General features: G+C 39.9%; 13 protein-coding genes. 7 read left to right on the forward strand and 6 right to left on the reverse strand.

Annotated elements, in window-relative coordinates; genetic code table 11:
* Positions 1-88: 88 nt before the first annotated feature.
* From AAEU31_RS10825 to AAEU31_RS10835, 3 genes are all read left to right on the forward strand, one after another.
* The gene (locus AAEU31_RS10825; protein ID WP_135924246.1) at positions 89-652 is read left to right on the forward strand and encodes a hypothetical protein; all 564 of its coding nucleotides are present in this window, start codon (positions 89-91) and stop codon (positions 650-652) included.
* A gap of 67 nt (positions 653-719) precedes the next feature.
* The gene (recN, locus tag AAEU31_RS10830) at positions 720-2393 is read left to right on the forward strand and encodes a DNA repair protein RecN (RefSeq protein ID WP_135924245.1); all 1674 of its coding nucleotides are present in this window, start codon (positions 720-722) and stop codon (positions 2391-2393) included.
* Positions 2394-2446: 53 nt separating this feature from the next.
* Positions 2447-2854 (forward strand): hypothetical protein, encoded by a 408-nt coding sequence (locus tag AAEU31_RS10835; RefSeq protein ID WP_421967212.1) that lies wholly within the window; start codon positions 2447-2449, stop codon positions 2852-2854.
* 65 nt (positions 2855-2919) lie between these two features.
* Here AAEU31_RS10835 and AAEU31_RS10840 read toward each other — a convergent pair whose 3' ends face one another.
* Both AAEU31_RS10840 and AAEU31_RS10845 read right to left on the reverse strand, forming a co-directional pair.
* Entirely contained in the window at positions 2920-4515 is a 1596-nt protein-coding gene (locus AAEU31_RS10840; protein WP_421967213.1) for a hypothetical protein, read from the reverse strand.
* A 345-nt stretch (positions 4516-4860) separates the two neighbouring features.
* On the reverse strand, positions 4861-6456 hold the full coding sequence (locus AAEU31_RS10845) for a hypothetical protein (RefSeq protein WP_421967214.1): 1596 nt from the start codon (positions 6454-6456) through the stop codon (positions 4861-4863).
* A 313-nt stretch (positions 6457-6769) separates the two neighbouring features.
* On the opposite strand from AAEU31_RS10845, the gene AAEU31_RS10850 reads away from it, so the two are divergent.
* Together AAEU31_RS10850 and AAEU31_RS10855 are read left to right on the forward strand one after the other, a co-directional pair.
* On the forward strand, positions 6770-8812 hold the full coding sequence (locus AAEU31_RS10850) for an ATP-binding protein (RefSeq protein WP_421967215.1): 2043 nt from the start codon (positions 6770-6772) through the stop codon (positions 8810-8812).
* A gap of 72 nt (positions 8813-8884) precedes the next feature.
* Positions 8885-9352 (forward strand): hypothetical protein, encoded by a 468-nt coding sequence (locus AAEU31_RS10855; RefSeq protein WP_199525731.1) that lies wholly within the window; start codon positions 8885-8887, stop codon positions 9350-9352.
* A 17-nt stretch (positions 9353-9369) separates the two neighbouring features.
* Here the strand turns inward: AAEU31_RS10855 and AAEU31_RS10860 are convergent, their stop codons facing one another.
* The 4 genes from AAEU31_RS10860 to gltB form a co-directional block, all read right to left on the reverse strand.
* The gene (locus AAEU31_RS10860) at positions 9370-10056 is read right to left on the reverse strand and encodes a response regulator (protein ID WP_421967216.1); all 687 of its coding nucleotides are present in this window, start codon (positions 10054-10056) and stop codon (positions 9370-9372) included.
* A gap of 2 nt (positions 10057-10058) precedes the next feature.
* Complete coding sequence (locus AAEU31_RS10865) at positions 10059-10394, reverse strand: hypothetical protein (RefSeq protein ID WP_240704511.1); 336 nt, start codon at positions 10392-10394, stop codon at positions 10059-10061.
* A 167-nt stretch (positions 10395-10561) separates the two neighbouring features.
* Entirely contained in the window at positions 10562-11977 is a 1416-nt protein-coding gene (locus tag AAEU31_RS10870) for an FAD-dependent oxidoreductase (RefSeq protein ID WP_135924238.1), read from the reverse strand.
* 9 nt (positions 11978-11986) lie between these two features.
* The gene (gene gltB / locus AAEU31_RS10875) at positions 11987-16444 is read right to left on the reverse strand and encodes a glutamate synthase large subunit (RefSeq protein ID WP_421967217.1); all 4458 of its coding nucleotides are present in this window, start codon (positions 16442-16444) and stop codon (positions 11987-11989) included.
* A 697-nt stretch (positions 16445-17141) separates the two neighbouring features.
* Here gltB and AAEU31_RS10880 point away from each other — a divergent pair.
* Positions 17142-18395 carry an efflux RND transporter periplasmic adaptor subunit gene (locus AAEU31_RS10880; RefSeq protein WP_421967285.1) on the forward strand — a complete coding sequence of 418 codons (1254 nt, stop codon included), beginning with the start codon at positions 17142-17144 and terminating at the stop codon, positions 18393-18395.
* Between the two features lie 21 nt (positions 18396-18416).
* Positions 18417-19124 (forward strand): ABC transporter ATP-binding protein, encoded by a 708-nt coding sequence (locus AAEU31_RS10885; RefSeq protein WP_054551528.1) that lies wholly within the window; start codon positions 18417-18419, stop codon positions 19122-19124.
* Positions 19125-19126: the final 2 nt, after the last annotated feature.

Genomic DNA, 19126 nt, shown 5'->3' on the forward strand with positions numbered 1-19126 from the left:
TTTTTATCTTAAATAATTGCCAAGGCAGATTGATTAGCGCAAAATAATCATACTTAATGCTGTAATTTTTTAAGGATACTTCACCGAAATGAGCTATATCGTTTTTCTTGCTCTGTTATTACTTATCACCTTGCTAGGGTGTTACTGGATGGTTGAAAGCAACCGTCGTAAAGCGATTGAGGCTGAAAAGAAACGTTTTAACCAACGTGTAAAAGAAATTAATAATGACTTTAAAAGCAAGTTGATTGACTTTAGCGAAGGCAAACTTATTCGTCCGAAAAATGTTTCGCGTTTAAGTCAAATTACGAGTAACTTTTTTGTTGTTCAAGCTCATAATGAAGAAAACCTTGCTCACCTTGAATACATCAGTGATTTATTGATAAATACCATCATCATGGAAGCGAGCAAAGCGCAGACACCAGAAGAATTAGATCAATTAGCTGACCGCCTTCAATATTTCATGGCTGAACTTCCTTACAATGGCATCGAGTACAACAAGTCATTTTATCAGGAATCTTTGCCATCGCTAATTGAAGTCATCAAGTATCAGCCGCCGACAATGCCCTCAGATGAACAAGCAAAAGAGCTGAACTCATCGAATCCAAAAGACATAAACCAAGAAAATCAGAACGCAGAATTAAGCAAAGTTTAAAATTTAATTTGCAAAACCCAAAAACACTGTATAAATTAACAGTTAATTAGCTGGATGGATAAACAGTATGTTAATTGGGTTAGAAATTAAAAATTTTGCCATCGTCAGTAACTTGAGTACTGAGTGGCACAATGGCATGACCGCCATTACAGGTGAAACCGGCGCAGGTAAATCAATTGCCATCGACGCGCTATCATTGTGCCTTGGTGAACGAGCTGATGCAGCTGCGGTTCGCCCAGGCTCTGAACGCGCAGAGATCTGCGCTGAGTTTGATATTAGCCAACTTCCGCTCGCCCAACAGTTTTTAGAACAGCATTTACTTTCAAATAACGACGGTGAATGTTTGCTGCGTCGAGTTATTTGTAAAAATGGCCGCAGCAAAAGCTATATTAATGGCAGCTCAGTAACCGCTGCGCAATTAAAAGAGTTAGGTCAGTATTTAATTTCAATTCATGGTCAACATGCCCATCAGCACTTGTTAAAGTCTGAGCATCAATTACATTTACTTGATGCTTATGCAGGCCACAACCAGCTATTAACTGATGTTAAAGAGCGCTACAAAGCTTACCAAGCATTACTCAAAGAATTTAATCATTTAGAGCAGCAGCAACAGCAACAAGCAGCTCAAAAGCAGTTATTAGAGTATCAGGTGGCTGAACTTGATGAATTTGCTTTACAGCCGGGTGAATTTGAGGAGATTGAAGCTGAGCATCACAAACTAAGTCATAGCCAAACTATCTTAGAGTCATGCCAGCGTGAGCTACAACACTTATACGAAAGTGACGAGCTAAGTGCTTGTTCAATGTTGCAACACAGTGCGCAGCAATTTGCTGAGCTTGCTAGTTATGATGAAAGTTTATCGAGCATTGCAGCGCTACTTAGCGAGGCTGCTGTACAAGTTGAAGAAGCAAGCCGTGAAATTCGTAGTTATGTCGATGTAACTGACTTAGACCCCGCTCGCTTAGATGAAGTTGAAACAAGGTTAACAGGTATTATGGACCTTGCCCGCAAGCACCATATAAAACCAGAAGAGTTAGTTGAGTTTCATCAATCTATCAGTGAAGAGTTAGCATCAATCAGCTATAACAGTGACCGTTTAGGTGCGCTTGAAAGTGAAATTGATGATGCGCTTGAGCAATACAAACAGGCAGCTCAATTATTAAGTGAAAGCCGTCATAGTTACGCACAAACACTTAACCAATTAATTAGCGATAGCATGGCGAACTTGTCGATGGAAAATGGCAAGTTTGCGATTGATATTCAGCAAGCTACCGATAAAGCACCAAGCTCAATGGGCTTTGATATGGTTTCGTTTTTAGTATCAACTAACCCAGGTCAACCAATGCAAGCACTTTCTAAGGTGGCCTCGGGTGGTGAACTATCACGTATTAGTTTAGCGATTCAGGTTATTATTGCTCAACGTGTTACAACGCCAACACTAATTTTCGATGAAGTCGATGTGGGTATTTCTGGCCCAACCGCTTCAGCCGTTGGTAAACTTTTACGCCAACTCGGTAAATCGACACAAGTAATTTGTGTAACTCACTTGCCGCAAGTAGCAAGTTCTGGGCATCAACAATTTTTTGTTGCAAAAGAAATTGCAGACGGCGAAACCTATACGCAAATGAATAAGCTTACAAAAGAAGGCCGTATTGATGAAATAGCCCGACTACTCGCTGGCGATAACATCAGTAAAATGGCAAGAGCCAATGCAAAAGAGCTCATAAACGCGCATGCCTAATTTGAATGCTTAGGTGTTTAGCTGCTAAAGATTTATTAGTTTAGAGTTTATGAATGAATATTAAAAATATGTTTATCACTGTGGTGCTTGGATTGGTTGCCTTAAGCTCTAACCATTCACAAGCTGCAACAGCTGCAACAGCTGCTCCGCCTTCGCAAAGCGCTCAGTTATTCGTTACGTTAATTGAATGTATATTATTTATACTCCCCACTACCGCATTTTTACTGATTGTTTGGAGTCGTTGGAAACATTTACGCTTTAAGCAGTTATTACAAACTGCATTAAATTCGTCATTGCTTTTGATGCTAATGAGCTTGGTAACAGTCAGTCTTTTAGCACAAAGTATTTCACCATGGATAATTGTGCTTGCAAGCTGTCATGTATTATTGGTGGGAGTTAATTATTTATTAGTTAAACAGCACACCAATAGAGTGAAAAATACCCTAACTGGTTGCTGGTAAATAATTTTATATTAAAAATCGCGAAGCATTCAATGCTTCGCGATTTTACTATAGCCAACTAATAATTATTCTATTTCACTGGCATAGTTAAACAAGTTAGTAAGTAGACGATCCGCCATACTTGAAACACCTGGACCATCAGTAATGTTTTCAGTTTTAGGCTGAAGAGTTAACATACCACTATCTGCTAAAAGAATATCTCCAGTGGCAGCATCTAAAACAATAGTCGGTAAACCTTGTTGGTTAACAGCTAATATCTGAGTACCCTCTGGCATTTCAGAAAAGTAACCTCTAGCTGAACCAGCTTGGTAAAATTCAATTACATTACCAAATGGGCCCGCAAAAATGCCTTGCTGAGCTTCAGAGCCAAAACCTTCAGGATTTGGCATGCTTGGGCCATCGATATAACCAACTTGAGTTACGGTATAACCCCATTTTGGATAAATTTTCTCTTCAGGGTAATCTGCATCACCAGCAATAATTGCGACATTACCTTTTTTTAAAGACCAGTTATATGCTTCATCAAGTTCTGCATCTGTGAAATTACTTAATCGGAAACTACCAATAAAAAAGATATCTGTATTGTAATTATCCAGTGCTTGCTCAGTAATTGAATTTGACGCTGCAAAATCGTTGTTAATAGATATAGGCTTGCGAACAACACCTGATTCACCAAAATTTGCTGGATTTGTTAATTTTGCCGTAGAGTGTGTCATTAACCAACCATTAAGGGTATAACCTGCCCAAGTTGCTTGTCTGGCTTGATCAATACTCGTTACAACAATTTTCTCAGGGGCTGTACTACACAGAGATTCAGAATAGCATGCAGCAGGCTTTAATGTATTTGTAGCTAAGTCATTTATACGCATTGGGTAAGTACCCAATTCACAGGTTTTCCCTGTTTCTATTGATGCTTTATACAATTTTGTAATGTTGTAATTACCTTGATCATTGATCACTTCTCTAGATATTAATAACTCTCCATTTTGATCAAGCGCTGCACCTGTTACTGTTGTTAGTCTATGTTCTGACATTTTTGTTAATTTTAATGTCTCTAGATCTAAAGAAAAAATGCTTGAAGAAGACACTAGATAAATCTGCCCTTCTTTGACAACCATATCACCACGGAGAATATCTGATTTACTACCGTAGCCAGTCATGCTACCAAGGTACTCAGTTTCACCAGACTCTGGATACACTGCATATAGCTCACTCCCTTTTGAGCCATAAAAAATATCTCGAGTAGCATCATATGCTAATCGAGTCATTGGAGAAGTCCTATTAACAATCTTATGTTCTTTGCTATCCATATCAACATAGGCTAAACGAGTATATTTATATTTAGCAGCTTTAATGGGTAAATCCCGTAATTCTTCTTCTGTTAAATTTAATGAAGTTGGGTCAAGTTTATAAGTTAACGGTCGAGGCGCAGCAATATAATACAAGCGGTTGCGAGTGCTATCGAAAGCCATTGCTGCTGATGAAAACTTTGCTTTTGAATGAATTGCAGCAGTTTGCTCTTGTTCATTTAAGGAAAAGACAATCCCTAAATCTCCACGCCCTGAGTTAATTCCATAAAGCTCACCTGTACACGTATTTGCATAAACACTCGAGGAAAGTGCACTACAAACAGTTAATATTGACAATATAGATTTTTTCATTTTATATTCACCTAAAAGAAACCAATTTATTAAAAAATAAAAAACATACAACTATAAAGTTTTGTTTTAAATTTAAACACATTCAAAGGTAAATAATAATAAACAACACAAAATAAACAATAGGAAATTTTTGATTCAACAATGGAAAAATAGTATAACCGAGTAAGTGACAAACAGAAAAAACACCAAATAAGATATTAATATTAAATATAAAGATTTCTAAATATTTATATTTTTATAGATTAATAAGATAATAAAATAGTGGGTATCAAGAGGTGATTTATAAAACAAAATCATCGTGAAGCAGCCTACTTCACGATGCATAATACTTAATAGTATTGCAAATTAATTTATTTCACTAGCGTAGTTAAACAAATTCATCAGTAATCGGTCACTCATACTTGAAACCCCTGAACCATCTGTGAAGTTTTCATTTTTATCTTGGCTAGTAAGAATGCCACTATCAGACAATAAAATATCACCAGTAGCAGAGTCCTTTACTATCGTTGGTAAGCCATCTTGATTAACTGCTAATACTTGCGTACCTACAGGCATCTCAGAAAAATACCCTTTAGCACCACCTGCTTGATAGAAACTCGTTACACCACCAAATGGACCCGCGAAAATAGCTTGTTGAGCTTGAGTATTCACACCATCAGGGTTTTGAGTATTTGGCCCATCTACATAACCATTACGAGTAACTGTGTAACCCCATTTGGCATAGACTTTTTCATTCGGCATATCAGAATCAGACGCAATAATAGTTACATTGCCAGTTTTATTTGACCAATTGTAAAGCTCTGCAAGTTCAGCATCTGTAAAATCGGTGTCATGAAAACTTCCCACAAAAAAGATATCTGTATTGTAATTATCAATAGCAGCTTCAGTAATTGAGTTTGCAGCAGCAAAATCATGATTTATTGAAACCGTTTTATTGACAATACCGTCTTCACCAAAGTTTGCTGAACTAGTCAGTTTTGCTATTGGTTTATCAAATAAATAGGCATTTAAAGTATAGTTTTGCCAAGTTGCCTTTCTATTTTTATCAATACTGGTGATAACTAGTGGCTGAGCACCAATACTACAAGTTGGCTGGCTATAACACGCGACTGACTTAAGTGTGTTTAACGCTAAATCATTAATTCGCATTGGGTATGTACCCATTGCGCAGGTTTTGCCCGTTTCAATCGACGCTTTATACAACTTCGTAATGTTATAATTACCTTGATCATTAATAACTTCTCGTGAAATTAATAACTCTCCATTTTGGTCTAGCGCAGCACCGGTTACTGTTGTTAAACCATGTTCAGACTTTTTCGATAATTCAAGTGTAGAAAGATCCAATGAAAAGATACTGGTTGCAGAAACCAAATAAACTTCGCCTTTTTTTACAACCATATCGCCGCGAAGAATATCTGAGCTATTACCATAACCAGTCATATTACCTACGAACTGCGTCTCACCTGACTCAGGAGAAATAACATAAAGTTTACTGCCTTTTGAGCCATAAATAACATCGCGATTTGGATCATACGCTAAACGAGTCATCGGATTAGATCGATTAAGAACGGTGTGTTCTTTTGTATCCATATCTACATAAGCAATACGAGTATATTTATACTTTTCACTTTGTATCGGCAGGTCAGCAAGTTCATGGCTCGCTAAATTAAATTCACTTACATCTAACATATATGAAAGCGGTCGTGGAGCTGCTACGTAATAAAGTCGGTTTCTTGTGCTATCAAATGCTATCGCTGCAGATGAAAACGCAGCTTTTGAATGAACAGCTGCGCTTTGCGCTTGTTCATCTATTGAAAAAACGAAACCTAAATGACCTCGACCAGAGTTAATACCATATAACTCGCCAGTGCAGTTATTTGCCGATGCATCTGCTGCAAGCATCCCACATGCTACCAATATAGATAAAATAGATTTTTTCATTGTATTTTCGCCTGAAGAATTAATCAAAACTTTATTACTAGCAAAAATGATAAATAAATTATTTATTATTATGCCAATTGTGTATAAATTATATTCAACTTGATTTTAGGCTTCAGATATCTGAAAACAATCAGAAATTTTTGATAATGAGACAAAAAGGTGAAAAATAATAACATGTAAGGTTTAAACAGATTAATAGTAATTCTTTTTCATTAAATAATATGAAATAACGAAAAACGTTAACTAATAACTCCATAATTTCTACACATTTTCTCGTTAGTATGCGAACACATTAAGCCCATTCTAACCTCTAATGAAATACTCTTTACTTATCGCTATTTATTTTTTGTCATGCGCGAGTGTAGCAACCACACTGCCAAGTTCTCTATTAAATCAAGTCACTGACCTTGAAAACCAAGGAAAAATCAGTGAAGCCCTAACAATTCTTGAGCAATACAAAGATCATAATAGCACTTCATCAACCTATAATGTTGCCATGGCACAAGCGCCACTTTTACGTAAAAAAGGTCATTACAACGAGGCAATTGAACTGTTACTGCCATTACAAAAAATTGCTAATTTGAGTAAAGAGGATCAATACCAGATCCAAAAAGAGTTGGGGATCAACTACCGCCGCCAAGTAAAAACAATTGAAGCAAAGAAGCACTACATGGCAGCCTTAGCGCTTGCAAACGAACTTGAAGACAAAAACCTACAAGCACAAAGCCATAGCAATTTAGGTTCGCTATACGACACACTTAATGATCTTGAACAATCAATGCACCATCAAGTAAAAGCACAAGGCTTGTTAGAAAACAGCGATAATTATGAACTGGTTGCCACTAACTTTTATAACTTAGCAAACCTTGCTCAAAGACTTGATGACCTTTCTCAATCTGAGTACTTCTATAAAAAAGCGCTTGAGTTTGATATTAAAACCAAAAACCAAATGAATATTGCAGACACCAGCTTACAACTTGCCAAGTTAGTGTATAAACGAGGTGACTTAGAGCAGGCGCTCCCCTTATTAAATAACGCTTATACCCGTTTAGCCGACGTCAACGCCTATGAGAATATGGCTACCGCGAAACATACGCTAATGCAATTGTATTTAAAAATAGACAACCAACATATGGCGCTCAGTAGTGCTGAATCAGGGCTCAACGCAGCGCTTAAGTCTGGCTCGACATTAAGCAAAATTTACTCTTACTTTAATTTAATCGAACTACATCTAGCACTAAAAAACCCTATATTGATTAATATTTATTTAAGCAACACAAAAGAACTACTCGCTGATATTGATAACCGCTTATTGAATCAAAAACAGCACGGTTATACCGCGATTTATGCTGAACTTATCGGTGATTACAAGCTAGCAGCTGAGCAGCTAAAACTTAAAAACACACTTGCCGAGTCGTTGTTTGAAGAGCATTTAAATCTAGCTGTTGAAAAGAACAAAAAACAATTAACAGCAATCGAGCAACAGCAGCGCATTGATGATGAGATACAAAAAAACAAACTCGCTACAGCTCAAATGAATAATCAGCGATTAGAAAAACAGATATGGCTGTTATCAGCCGGCATTGTTTTATTGTTCAGTACGCTTGCCTTAGTGCTGTATTACTTTAAGCATCGAAAAGCACTATTTAAAGCAAAGCTGTATCAATATAGCTTGATTGAGAAAGACAAAATGCTTGCAGATATATCCCATGAATTACGCACACCACTGAGTGTATTAAAACTGCATATCGAAGCGCTGGAACTCGATATTCAAGAAAACCGTGACCTAGCCTACAGCAAAATTAATGGCAAGATAGCACAGCTGAATAACTTAATATCCGATGTATATCAGTTATCTCAAGCTGAAAACAAAACTCTTACATTAAATCTTCAACAATATAATGCAGCACATATTTTTACTGAATACGAGCAAGACATGCGCCGCTATGTTTGCAGCCATCAACTCACATTTTTAGCTGACATTATTATTGCTGAAGGAGTTGAGATCACGGTAGATAAGCAAAAGCTTGACCAAATTCTCAACAATATTTTTACTAATGCCTGCCTATACACAGACAGCCCTGGCCATGTTCGCCTTAAAGTAAGAGCAAACAACCAAGAGTTGTTTATTCAAGTTGATGATACCTCTCCTGGGGTAGGAAAAGCGCATATAGGCAAACTCTTCGACCGTTTATATCGTATTGAAGAGTCTCGTAGCCGTGCATTAGGAGGTTCTGGCTTAGGGCTTTCGATCTGCCAAAGTTTTGTAGAACTAATGTCTGGTAATATTAGCGCATTACCGGGTAAGTCAGGTGGTTTATGTATCAGGATTTTACTGCCTTTAAGTAATAAATAAGCGCTTTCGTCTCCATTTTTTCACCACATTTTATTGCTTAAATAGCACTATAAACTACTGTGGAATGGAACCATGTCAGAGTCATTAAAGCATGCTCAATGGGCTAAGTCTGTTGAGCGTAAACATCGTCAAAACAAAGTTAAAAAAACCAAAAAGTCTCATCTTCCTTTCAGTGCTGCTATCGCTAGCTTGCTATTAAGTGCTGGGCTTTATTATGTAAGCTATGAAAAGCCAGTAGCGTCACCTCCTCTGTCTGAATCTGCAAAACAGCGTATATCACAGTTTTTTGCAAAACAGTTTTTATTAGGTCATTGGCGTTTAAACAAGATTAAATATTCAACTAATGCAATTCAAGTATATGTACAAACGCCAACTCCAATTGCTCTTGAAGGTGAGGCGCTAAGCCAATATTTACATTACGCATTATGTCCACTTCCTAGTAAACAAATTTGGCAGGATATTCAATCCAGAGAGTTATCAGTGTACGTATTTAGCCATTCTGTTAGAAAAGGTGAACGTACCGTTTGCAATAAGGTGTGAAAGCGATGAACGCCAAATCAATTGATTTGACGTTCATCATAACGATAGCCTGCGCCGTAAACAGAAGCGACTACCTTAGGAGAGAACTTTAAATTCTTAAGTTTTTTGCGGATGTTTTTGATATGACTATCGATAACACGATCGGTAATGTCAAAGTTATTAGGTTGAATATGATCAAGTATCTGCTGCCTTGAGAAAACACGTTTTGGTGCTTTATATAAAAGCTTAAACACGTCAAATTCGACCTTAGTTAAACCGAGCGATACACCTTGAATTTCAACTTCTAAGGCATCTTCGTTTAGACAAATAGTAGCAGGCATCTCAGTTGGCTGCTGGGATATTGGTGTACATCGTCTTAAAATAGCCTTAACACGCATGACAAGCTCTGCGCCACTAAAAGGTTTACACACATAATCATCAGCACCATGCTCTAACCCTTTTAACCTATCAGCCTCTTCAACTTTAGCGGTTACCATAATAATGGGTACCATAGAAAAAGCGCGGATCTGCTTCATGCACTCCACGCCATCTAAATTAGGTAACATAACATCTAGAATTATTGCATCTGGATTATTCTCTTTGACCCACGACACCACGGCGCTGCCATCAGTAATGTGATGAGTAGTAAAGCCAGATGCATTGAAGAACAACAGCACTTGTTCTGCAATATCTAAGTCGTCTTCAACGACTAATATCTGCGACATTTTTATTTCCGTTTCATATTTTTTATTATTTTTAATTGCTTCCTAACCATCGCTTTAAACGCGTCTGATAAGGTTTCGTCTAATAAAACCATAGTCAGAATATCGTGCAGATCTTCACTTTTCATAACCTCATTAAGTAAATCATTTTCAGATTTTGAACTTGGTTGAAAACAGTTTAGTTGCTCATGATTAATGTGTTCGCAAAACATTTTCTTTTTTTCCATGTTGTTAGCATCAAATGTCCATACTGGATCCAAACTTCTTTGGAACATTAAAGCGTAACAATGTGGAGCAAATATGGAGCTAGCACTAAACTGCGAAGATAAATTAGAATCCAACAATTTTTACTGAGCAATTATACGTTGCTGGTTCTGATTTTTCATTTTCTTTATCGGGGATTACTCTCAACAAATCAAATGTTAGTTGAGGCGATGATTTTGCTTTATTAAGCATAAAAAAAGCAAGCCATCGGCTTGCTTTCAAAATCGTACATTAAGTTAAGTACTTATACGCCAAGATATTCCATTATACCTTCAGCTGCATTTCGGCCTTCGAAAATAGCTGTAACAACTAAATCTGAACCGCGAACTATATCACCACCCGCAAAGATTTTAGGGTTCGTTGTTTGGTGAGTAAATTCTCCTTGCTCAGGAGCATTAATGCCACCCCAATGGTTAATTTCAACGCCATACGGCTCCAACCAATCCATTTTATGAGGTTTAAAACCAAATGCCATTAGCACTTTAGTTGCTTCAATAACATGTTCAGAACCGGCCACTTCTTCGGCACGACGACGGCCATTCTCATCTGGTTCACCCAACTGAGTTTTAACCATTTTTACGCCTGCAACTTTGCCTTGCTCGTCAACCACAATACCTTTAGGTTGAACGTTAAAGGTAAATTCAACACCCTCTTCACGGGCATTTTTAACTTCACGTTTTGAGCCTGGCATGTTTTCTTCGTCACGACGATAAGCACAAGTTACTTTTGTAGCACCTTGGCGAATAGAGGTTCTTACACAGTCCATTGCTGTATCACCACCGCCTAACACGACGACTTTTTCGTTAGCCATATCGATATAAGCTTGCTTGTCTTCGGCATAGCCCATAACACGGTTGGTGTTACCAATTAAGAATGGTAGTGCATCAAACACACCATCAGCGTCTTCATTCTCAAGTCCTGCACGCATACTTTGATACGTACCAACACCTAAGAACACGGCATCATATTCAGCGAGTATTTCATCAAGGGTAACATCTACGCCAACCTCAGTGTTTAACTTAAACTCGACACCCATTTCAGTGAAAATTTCACGACGCTTTTGCATCACTTCTTTTTCAAGCTTGAAAGAAGGAATACCAAACGTAAGAAGTCCGCCAATTTCTGGATGACGGTCAAACACCACAGGTTTTACACCGTTACGTACTAAAATATCCGCACAGCCCAGGCCTGCCGGGCCAGCACCAATAATTGCTACTTTTTTGTCAGACCAAACAACATACGACATATCTGGTTTCCAGCCCATCTTAAAGGCTGTATCTGTGATGTACTTTTCGATATTACCGATAGTAACAGCACCGAATTCCTCTTCAAGTGTACATGAGCCTTCACACAAACGGTCTTGTGGACAAACTCGTCCACACACCTCTGGTAAGCTGTTAGTACGGTGAGAAAGCTCTGCCGCTTCTAAAATACGGCCAGTACGAATGAGCTTTAACCATTGTGGAATATAGTTATGTACCGGACATTTCCATTCGCAATACGGGTTACCACAATCCAAACAGCGGTCCGCTTGTGAGTTTACTTGTGTCTCAGAAAACGGCTCGTAAATTTCGACGAAAGATTGCTTACGCGCTGAAATTGGCTTTTTCCGCGGATCAACACGTTGTACATCGATAAACTGGTATACATTTTCGCTCATACTACCCCCTTACTGAGCCTGAACACGAAGCTCTGCGCTGCTGCGCGCTCGGTGTCCGAGTAAACTTTTTACATCACTAGATTTTGGCTTAACTAATTTAAACATTGGAATGTATAAATCAAAGTTAGCTAAAATCTGCTCAGCGCGGTTTGAGCCTGTAAGCTCTAAATGCTCAGCAATTAGGCCGCGTAAATGTTCTTGGTGTGATGCCAACCCTTCGAGCGTGACAATTTCAACAAGCTCAGGGTTAATGCGTTTTTCAAAGTCATTGCCTTCATCAAGAATATAAGCAAAACCACCTGTCATACCTGCACCAAAGTTGATACCTACTTTGCCAAGCACGCAAACCACACCACCTGTCATGTATTCACAGCCGTTGTCACCAACACCTTCTACAACCGCTTGAACGCCAGAGTTACGAACTGCAAAACGCTCACCTGCACAACCTGCCGCAAATAATTTGCCGCCTGTAGCACCATATAAACAGGTATTACCGGCAATAGTCGCTTTGTGGCTTTCGAACGATGAACCCAGCGGTGGACGAATTACCAGCTTACCGCCAGCCATCCCCTTACCAACATAGTCATTCGCATCGCCTACTAATGTCATTTCAAGGCCACCAGCATTCCATACACCAAATGATTGACCCGCTGTACCATGAAGCTCAATAGAGACAGGATCAGCAGCCATACCTTGGTTACCATGTTTAGAGGCAATGTAGCCCGATAACATCGCACCCACTGAGCGGTCAGTATTACAAATACGACTTACCAATGAGGTGCCCAATTTTTCATCAATCGCTTGTTTTGCTTTTTCAAGCAAGGTTTCATTTAGTTGACCTAAATAATGCGAGCTATTAGGTGCACTGCAATACAGAGTCTCACCAGTTGGGTTATTTGGTACCGCAACCACAGATGACAAATCTACTTTCTTTTGCTTCTCTGTTTTGCCTTCAATAGCTTCAAGCAGGTCCAAACGACCTATTAAATCGGTTAATCGAGTAACCCCTAAGCTTGCCATTATTTGGCGCGCTTCTTCGGCAATAAACTTAAAGTAGTTCATCGCCATTTCTGGCAGACCATGATAATGCTTTTGACGAAGCGTATCGTCTTGCGTTGCAACACCGGTCGCACAGTTGTTTAAGTGACAAATACGCAGATACTTACAACCAAGTGCCACCATAGGGCCGGTACCAAAGCCAAAGCTTTCAGCACCTAAAATAGCCGCCTTGATGATATCTAGGCCCGTTTTAAGGCCACCATCAGTTTGTAGACGAATACGATGACGTAAACCATTTTCTACTAGCGCTTGCTGAGTTTCAGCAAGACCAAGCTCCCAAGGACTTCCTGCATACTTAACAGAAGTAAGTGGGCTTGCACCTGTACCACCGTCATAACCAGCAATGGTGATTAAATCGGCATACGCTTTTGCTACACCTGTTGCGATAGTACCTACACCCGGCTCAGAAACTAACTTCACCGAAATCAGTGCATCTGGATTTACTTGTTTTAAATCGAAAATAAGCTGAGCTAAATCTTCGATTGAGTAAATATCGTGATGCGGAGGAGGTGAAATCAAGGTCACACCCGGTACCGAGTAACGTAATTTTGCAATATATGGCGTTACTTTTTCACCCGGTAATTGACCACCCTCACCTGGTTTTGCACCTTGCGCAACTTTAATCTGAATTACATCAGCGCTACGTAAGTAGTGTGGTGTTACGCCAAAGCGGCCAGATGCAACTTGCTTAATACGCGAGTTTTTCTCTGTGCCGTAGCGAAGTTTGTCTTCACCACCTTCGCCTGAGTTTGAACAACCACCTAAACGGTTCATTGCAATCGCGAGCGCTTCATGAGCCTCTGGCGATAACGCACCAATACTCATTGCTGCTGAGTCAAAACGCTTGTAGAGCTCAGTTGCCGGCTCAACGTCATCGATATTCACACCAGCTTCAGGAATTTTCACTGCCAACATGTCACGTAAATTGGTGATCGGGCGGTTATTTACTAAATCAGCGTACGCTACATAGTCGCTATATTCCCCAGAACGCACAGCTTTTTGCAGTGTTTGGATAACGTCTGGGTTATAAGCATGGTATTCACCACCATGAACATATTTTAATAAGCCGCCATGGCTTAATAATTTACGTTTACTAAAGGCCAGCTTATGAAGTTTACGTTGGTCATCATCAAAATCAGTAAAACACGCCCCTTTGATGCGACTTGCCACGCCATTAAAACAGGTTTCTACAACTGCATCTGATAAACCAACGGCTTCAAATAACATCGAACAGCGATACGAAGCAACAGTACTAATGCCCATTTTCGACATGATTTTATATAGACCTTTATTTATCGCATTACGATAAGCAAGGGTTACTTCACAGTAGCTCTTGTTTAAGATCTTTTTGTCAGTCATCGCAACTAACGATTCATACGCAAGATACGGATAAATTGCTGTTGCACCAAAGCCTAGTAATACAGCAAATTGGTGTGCATCACGGACACTGCCCGATTCAATAATGATATTTGATTCACAGCGTAAGTTGTTATCAACTAAACGTTTTTGAACAGACCCTACCGCCATTGCAGCCGGGATAGGCAAGTGCGTTTCACTAAAGTTACGGTCACTTAGAATAAGCATTACACAGCCCGACGCTGCTTTTGCTTGCGCTTCATCACAGATACGGGTGATCGCTTTCTCTAAACCTTCTTCTTTGGTGTAAGTAATATCAATTTTACAATAGCTGTAATGTTCATCGTCAGCATTGATAAGCTGTTGCATGTCTGCATACATCAAAATTGGCGTATCAAACTGTAAACGCTTAGCATGGCCTGTTGTTTCGTTAAATACGTTTTGCTCACTACCAATACAAGTAGCTAAAGACATAACGTGATTTTCACGAAGTGGATCAATCGGTGGATTGGTTACTTGCGCGAATTTTTGTCTGAAGTAATCGAACAGTGAACGATGACCTTCTGAAAGTACCGCAAATGGCGTGTCATCACCCATTGAGCCTGTTGCTTCTTGGCCATTTTCGCCCATTACACGAATAACGCTATCAAGTTCTTCGTTGGTGTAACCAAACATTTTTTGGTACTTAAGCAGAGTTTCATCATCAAATGAACGGTTGCCCGCGTCTTTCTCTGAGAGTTGCTCAAACGGTGTTAAACGCTTAACGTTTGCTTCTAGCCATGCTTTATATGGATGGCGTGATTTAAGGTCTTGGTCAATCTCATCTGAATGCCAAATCTTCCCTTGATGAGTATCAATAACTAATAGCTCACCAGGGCCAACACGGCCTTTCTCAACCACTTCGTCTGGTGCGTAGTCCCAAATACCTACTTCTGAGGCAAGGGTAATGAAACCATCTTGAGTGATTACATAGCGAGCTGGACGCAAGCCATTACGGTCAAGGTTACAGGCTGCAAAACGACCATCTGACATTACAATACCTGCCGGGCCATCCCATGGTTCCATGTGCATTGAGTTGAAGTCATAGAATGCACGTAAGTCATCATCCATGGCACGATTCTTTTGCCATGCTGGTGGCACAAGCATTCGCATAGCACGGAATAAATCCATACCACCCGCTAAGAACAACTCAAGCATATTATCTAAGCTTGAAGAGTCAGAGCCGCTTTCGTTCACAAAAGGCGCTGCTGATTGCAAATCAGGAATAAGTGGTGAGGCAAACTTGTACGCACGGGCACGAGCCCACTGGCGGTTACCCTGAATAGTATTAATTTCACCATTATGCGCTAAATAGCGGAATGGTTGCGCTAATGGCCAACGAGGTTGTGTATTAGTAGAGAAACGTTGGTGGAATACACAAATCGCACTGGTCATGCGAATGTCAGCTAAATCTAAATAAAAGTTAGGTAAGTCTACAGGCATCATTAAGCCTTTATAGACAGTAACTAAACCAGATAAGCTGGCAATATAAAAATGTTCATCGTTTTCGAGGCGCTTTTCTGCACGACGACGTGCTACATACAAGCGACGCTCTAAATCTTTTGGACGCCAGCCTTCTGGTGCGCTCACAAAAATTTGTTCAAAGCCCGGTAGTTGTTTTTTTGCAATTGGCCCTAAACATGATGAATCTGTTGGCACTACACGCCAACCCTGAATACTCAAGGTTTCTTTTTCAAGTTCTTCACTCAGCACATCTTTAGCTGTTTGTGCAAGTACAGGATCAGCATTTAAAAATACCATGCCGACTGCGTAGTTCTTACCTAAATGCCAATCATGTTCGCTGGCAATAGCACGAAAGAAACTATCGGGTTTTTGCATTAATAAACCACAGCCATCACCGGTTTTACCATCTGCAGAAATACCGCCTCGGTGTTCCATGCGATCTAAGCCCGTGATTGCTGTTCGAATCAAGCGGTGACTCGCTTGACCATTGACCTGGGCTATTAAGCCAAAGCCACAATTATCTTTTTCTAATTTTGAGTCATATAACATAGACCCCTCCCCTTGCTACAACGACTAGCGATTCAGTCTTTTGCGACAGTGCTAGCAGACGAACAAAACTATCGCCAATTGTTCCATGAGTCAATAGAGATTTGAATACATATTCATATTCTTGAATATTTCTCACTTGGAGGCACATATTAAATACTAAGCAATTTTTTTACATTTAGACGTATTTTTACCGTTATTTTTTTATGACACTGGTGTCAAATTTAACAACTTGTAAAAAACCAATCTAAAAACCCGCACCTTTACGTTAACGTAAACTGCATCAATAAATGAATAATTATTCACCTTATGAATATCAATGCAGCTTTTTATGGGGTCTCACCTAGCACAGTTGCATCATTATTTACTCTTGGCTTTAGCATAGTTACAAACTATGTATCTGAGCAGACTACCTTAGTCGCAATGACTGAGTTTCTTTACCTATGCGTCAACAAACAGCAATTTAAAAGTGTCCGCTGCGGACACTTTTTCTGTCCGCGGACAGGCAGTAACTCATCAAATAAAATAAAATACATTAAAAATCAATGCATTAAGTTTTGGCACGCTACTGGTATAGATAAGACATCAGCGAAATTGAGGATTTCAAAATGTTCACTATCAGTTTGTTTATGGCTTCTCCACTTACCATGCTTGCCGTTGGCTTCATGATTGTGTGTTTTGAGAATCGTAAGGAGTTATGATGATTAAGGATACCAGCGCCCAAGATATTAGTGTGGCAAAGAAAAACACCATAAAAAAACCACTTTTACTAGCAGCGGGTGTAATACTTGTTGGTGCGCTTGGCTTTCAAGCATTGTTTGCCAGTAACGATGGCAGCATTTCGGTTGATGCAGCAAGCCTACAAATTAGTGAAGTGAGCCAAAAGACGCTCACCAGAGATGTGGCAGCGAGCGGTAAAATAGTTGCAGCCAATGCGCCAAAGGTTTACAGCCCTGAACGTGGCTTTGTCGATTTAAAAGTAAAAGCCGGTGATAGCGTTGAAGTAAATGAAGTGATTGCAACCGTTACCAGCCCAGAGCTAACCAACGAATTAAAACAGCAACAATCAGTATTAGCGCGATTAGAAGGCGAATTACAACGCAAGCAACTTGAAGCGCGCAGGCAAAAGCTGAGCCTTACCAAAGCACTTGATTTAGCTCAGGTAGAACTAAATGCCGCAGATAGAGAAAACCGTCGCGCTAAAATCTCTATCGAGAAACATTTGATCAGCCAAATAGATTTAGAAAAAGCCGTTGATGATTTAGCTCGTGCCAAGCTTTCTTATAAGCATGCTGAGCAAGAAGTCAACTTAGCTAAAGATACCCTCGCATTTGAGCTAAAAGCAGCAGAGCGCGATCTGGCGCGTCAGCAATTGATTGTTGATGACTTACTAAGGCAAGTAAATGAACTCACCATTACAGCCAGCGTAAGCGGCATTGTGGGTAACTTATTAGTGCAACAAAAAGAGGCGGTAACACAAAGCCAACCGTTAATGACATTAGTCGATTTAAGTAACTTTGAAGCAGAACTGCAAGTACCAGAAAGCTACGCCAACGAGCTAGGTCTTGGTATGCAAGTAGAACTTACTTTAGGCGCACGTCATGTAACAGGCACCCTATCGGCTATTTCGCCTGAAGTGAATAATCGCGAGGTCACTACCCGCGTACGCTTTGACAATGAGATTTCTGGCATTCGCCAAAACCAACGCTTAACCGCACGTATTTTATTAGAGAATCGCGACAATGTATTGCAGGTAAAACGCGGCGCATTCTTACAACAAGGTGGCACCCATGCTTATAAAGTTGACGGTGACATGGCTTATTTAATCGATATAAAAACCGGTGCAAGCAGTATCAATGCTGTCGAGATTATCGAAGGCGTAGAGCCTGGCGATAAGTTAATTATCTCGAATTACGATCGCTTTAAAAAAGCACCCACACTGGTTTTACGCTAACAAATAAAAGGAATAATCAACATGCTTACAATGAACAACATCAGCAAAGTATATCAAACAGATATGGTACAAACGCACGCCCTTCGCGACTTCAACCTACAAGTAGAAGAAGGTGAATTTATTGCCGTAACGGGTCCGAGTGGCTCAGGTAAAACCACCTTTTTAAACATTGCCGGTATGTTGGAGCCGTTTAGCGAAGGCCAATACATGCTAGACGGTATTGATGTGGGTAAATTAAATGACAACCAGCGCGCAGATCTCCGTAATCAAAAAATTGGTTTTATTTTCCAAGGCTTCAACCTTATTCCAGATTTGAACTTGTATGAAAATATTGAAGTACCACTGCGTTATCGCGGTATCAAAGCTGCTGAGCGTAAACGCCGAATTGAACAATGCCTTGAGCAAGTTGGTTTAGCCTCACGCGCTAAACACTTACCGCAACAACTTTCTGGTGGTCAACAGCAACGTGTCGCTATTGCCAGAGCCCTTGCAGGTGAACCACGCTTTTTACTCGCCGATGAGCCAACTGGTAATTTAGACAGCCTAATGGCGCGTCAGGTAATGGAGCTGCTTGAGCAAATCAACCGTGATGGCGCAACCATCATCATGGTAACCCATGATCCAGAGCTTGCCCGCAGAGCACCTCGTAATATCCAAGTTGTTGATGGCCAACTCGCTGACTTCACTTTGTATCAAGGCACCCAAAACCTTAAAGCGGCTGGAGTGTAACC

Origin of the sequence: Pseudoalteromonas thalassia (assembly GCF_049257215.1) — a bacterium.
GTDB lineage: Bacteria > Pseudomonadota > Gammaproteobacteria > Enterobacterales > Alteromonadaceae > Pseudoalteromonas > Pseudoalteromonas lipolytica_C.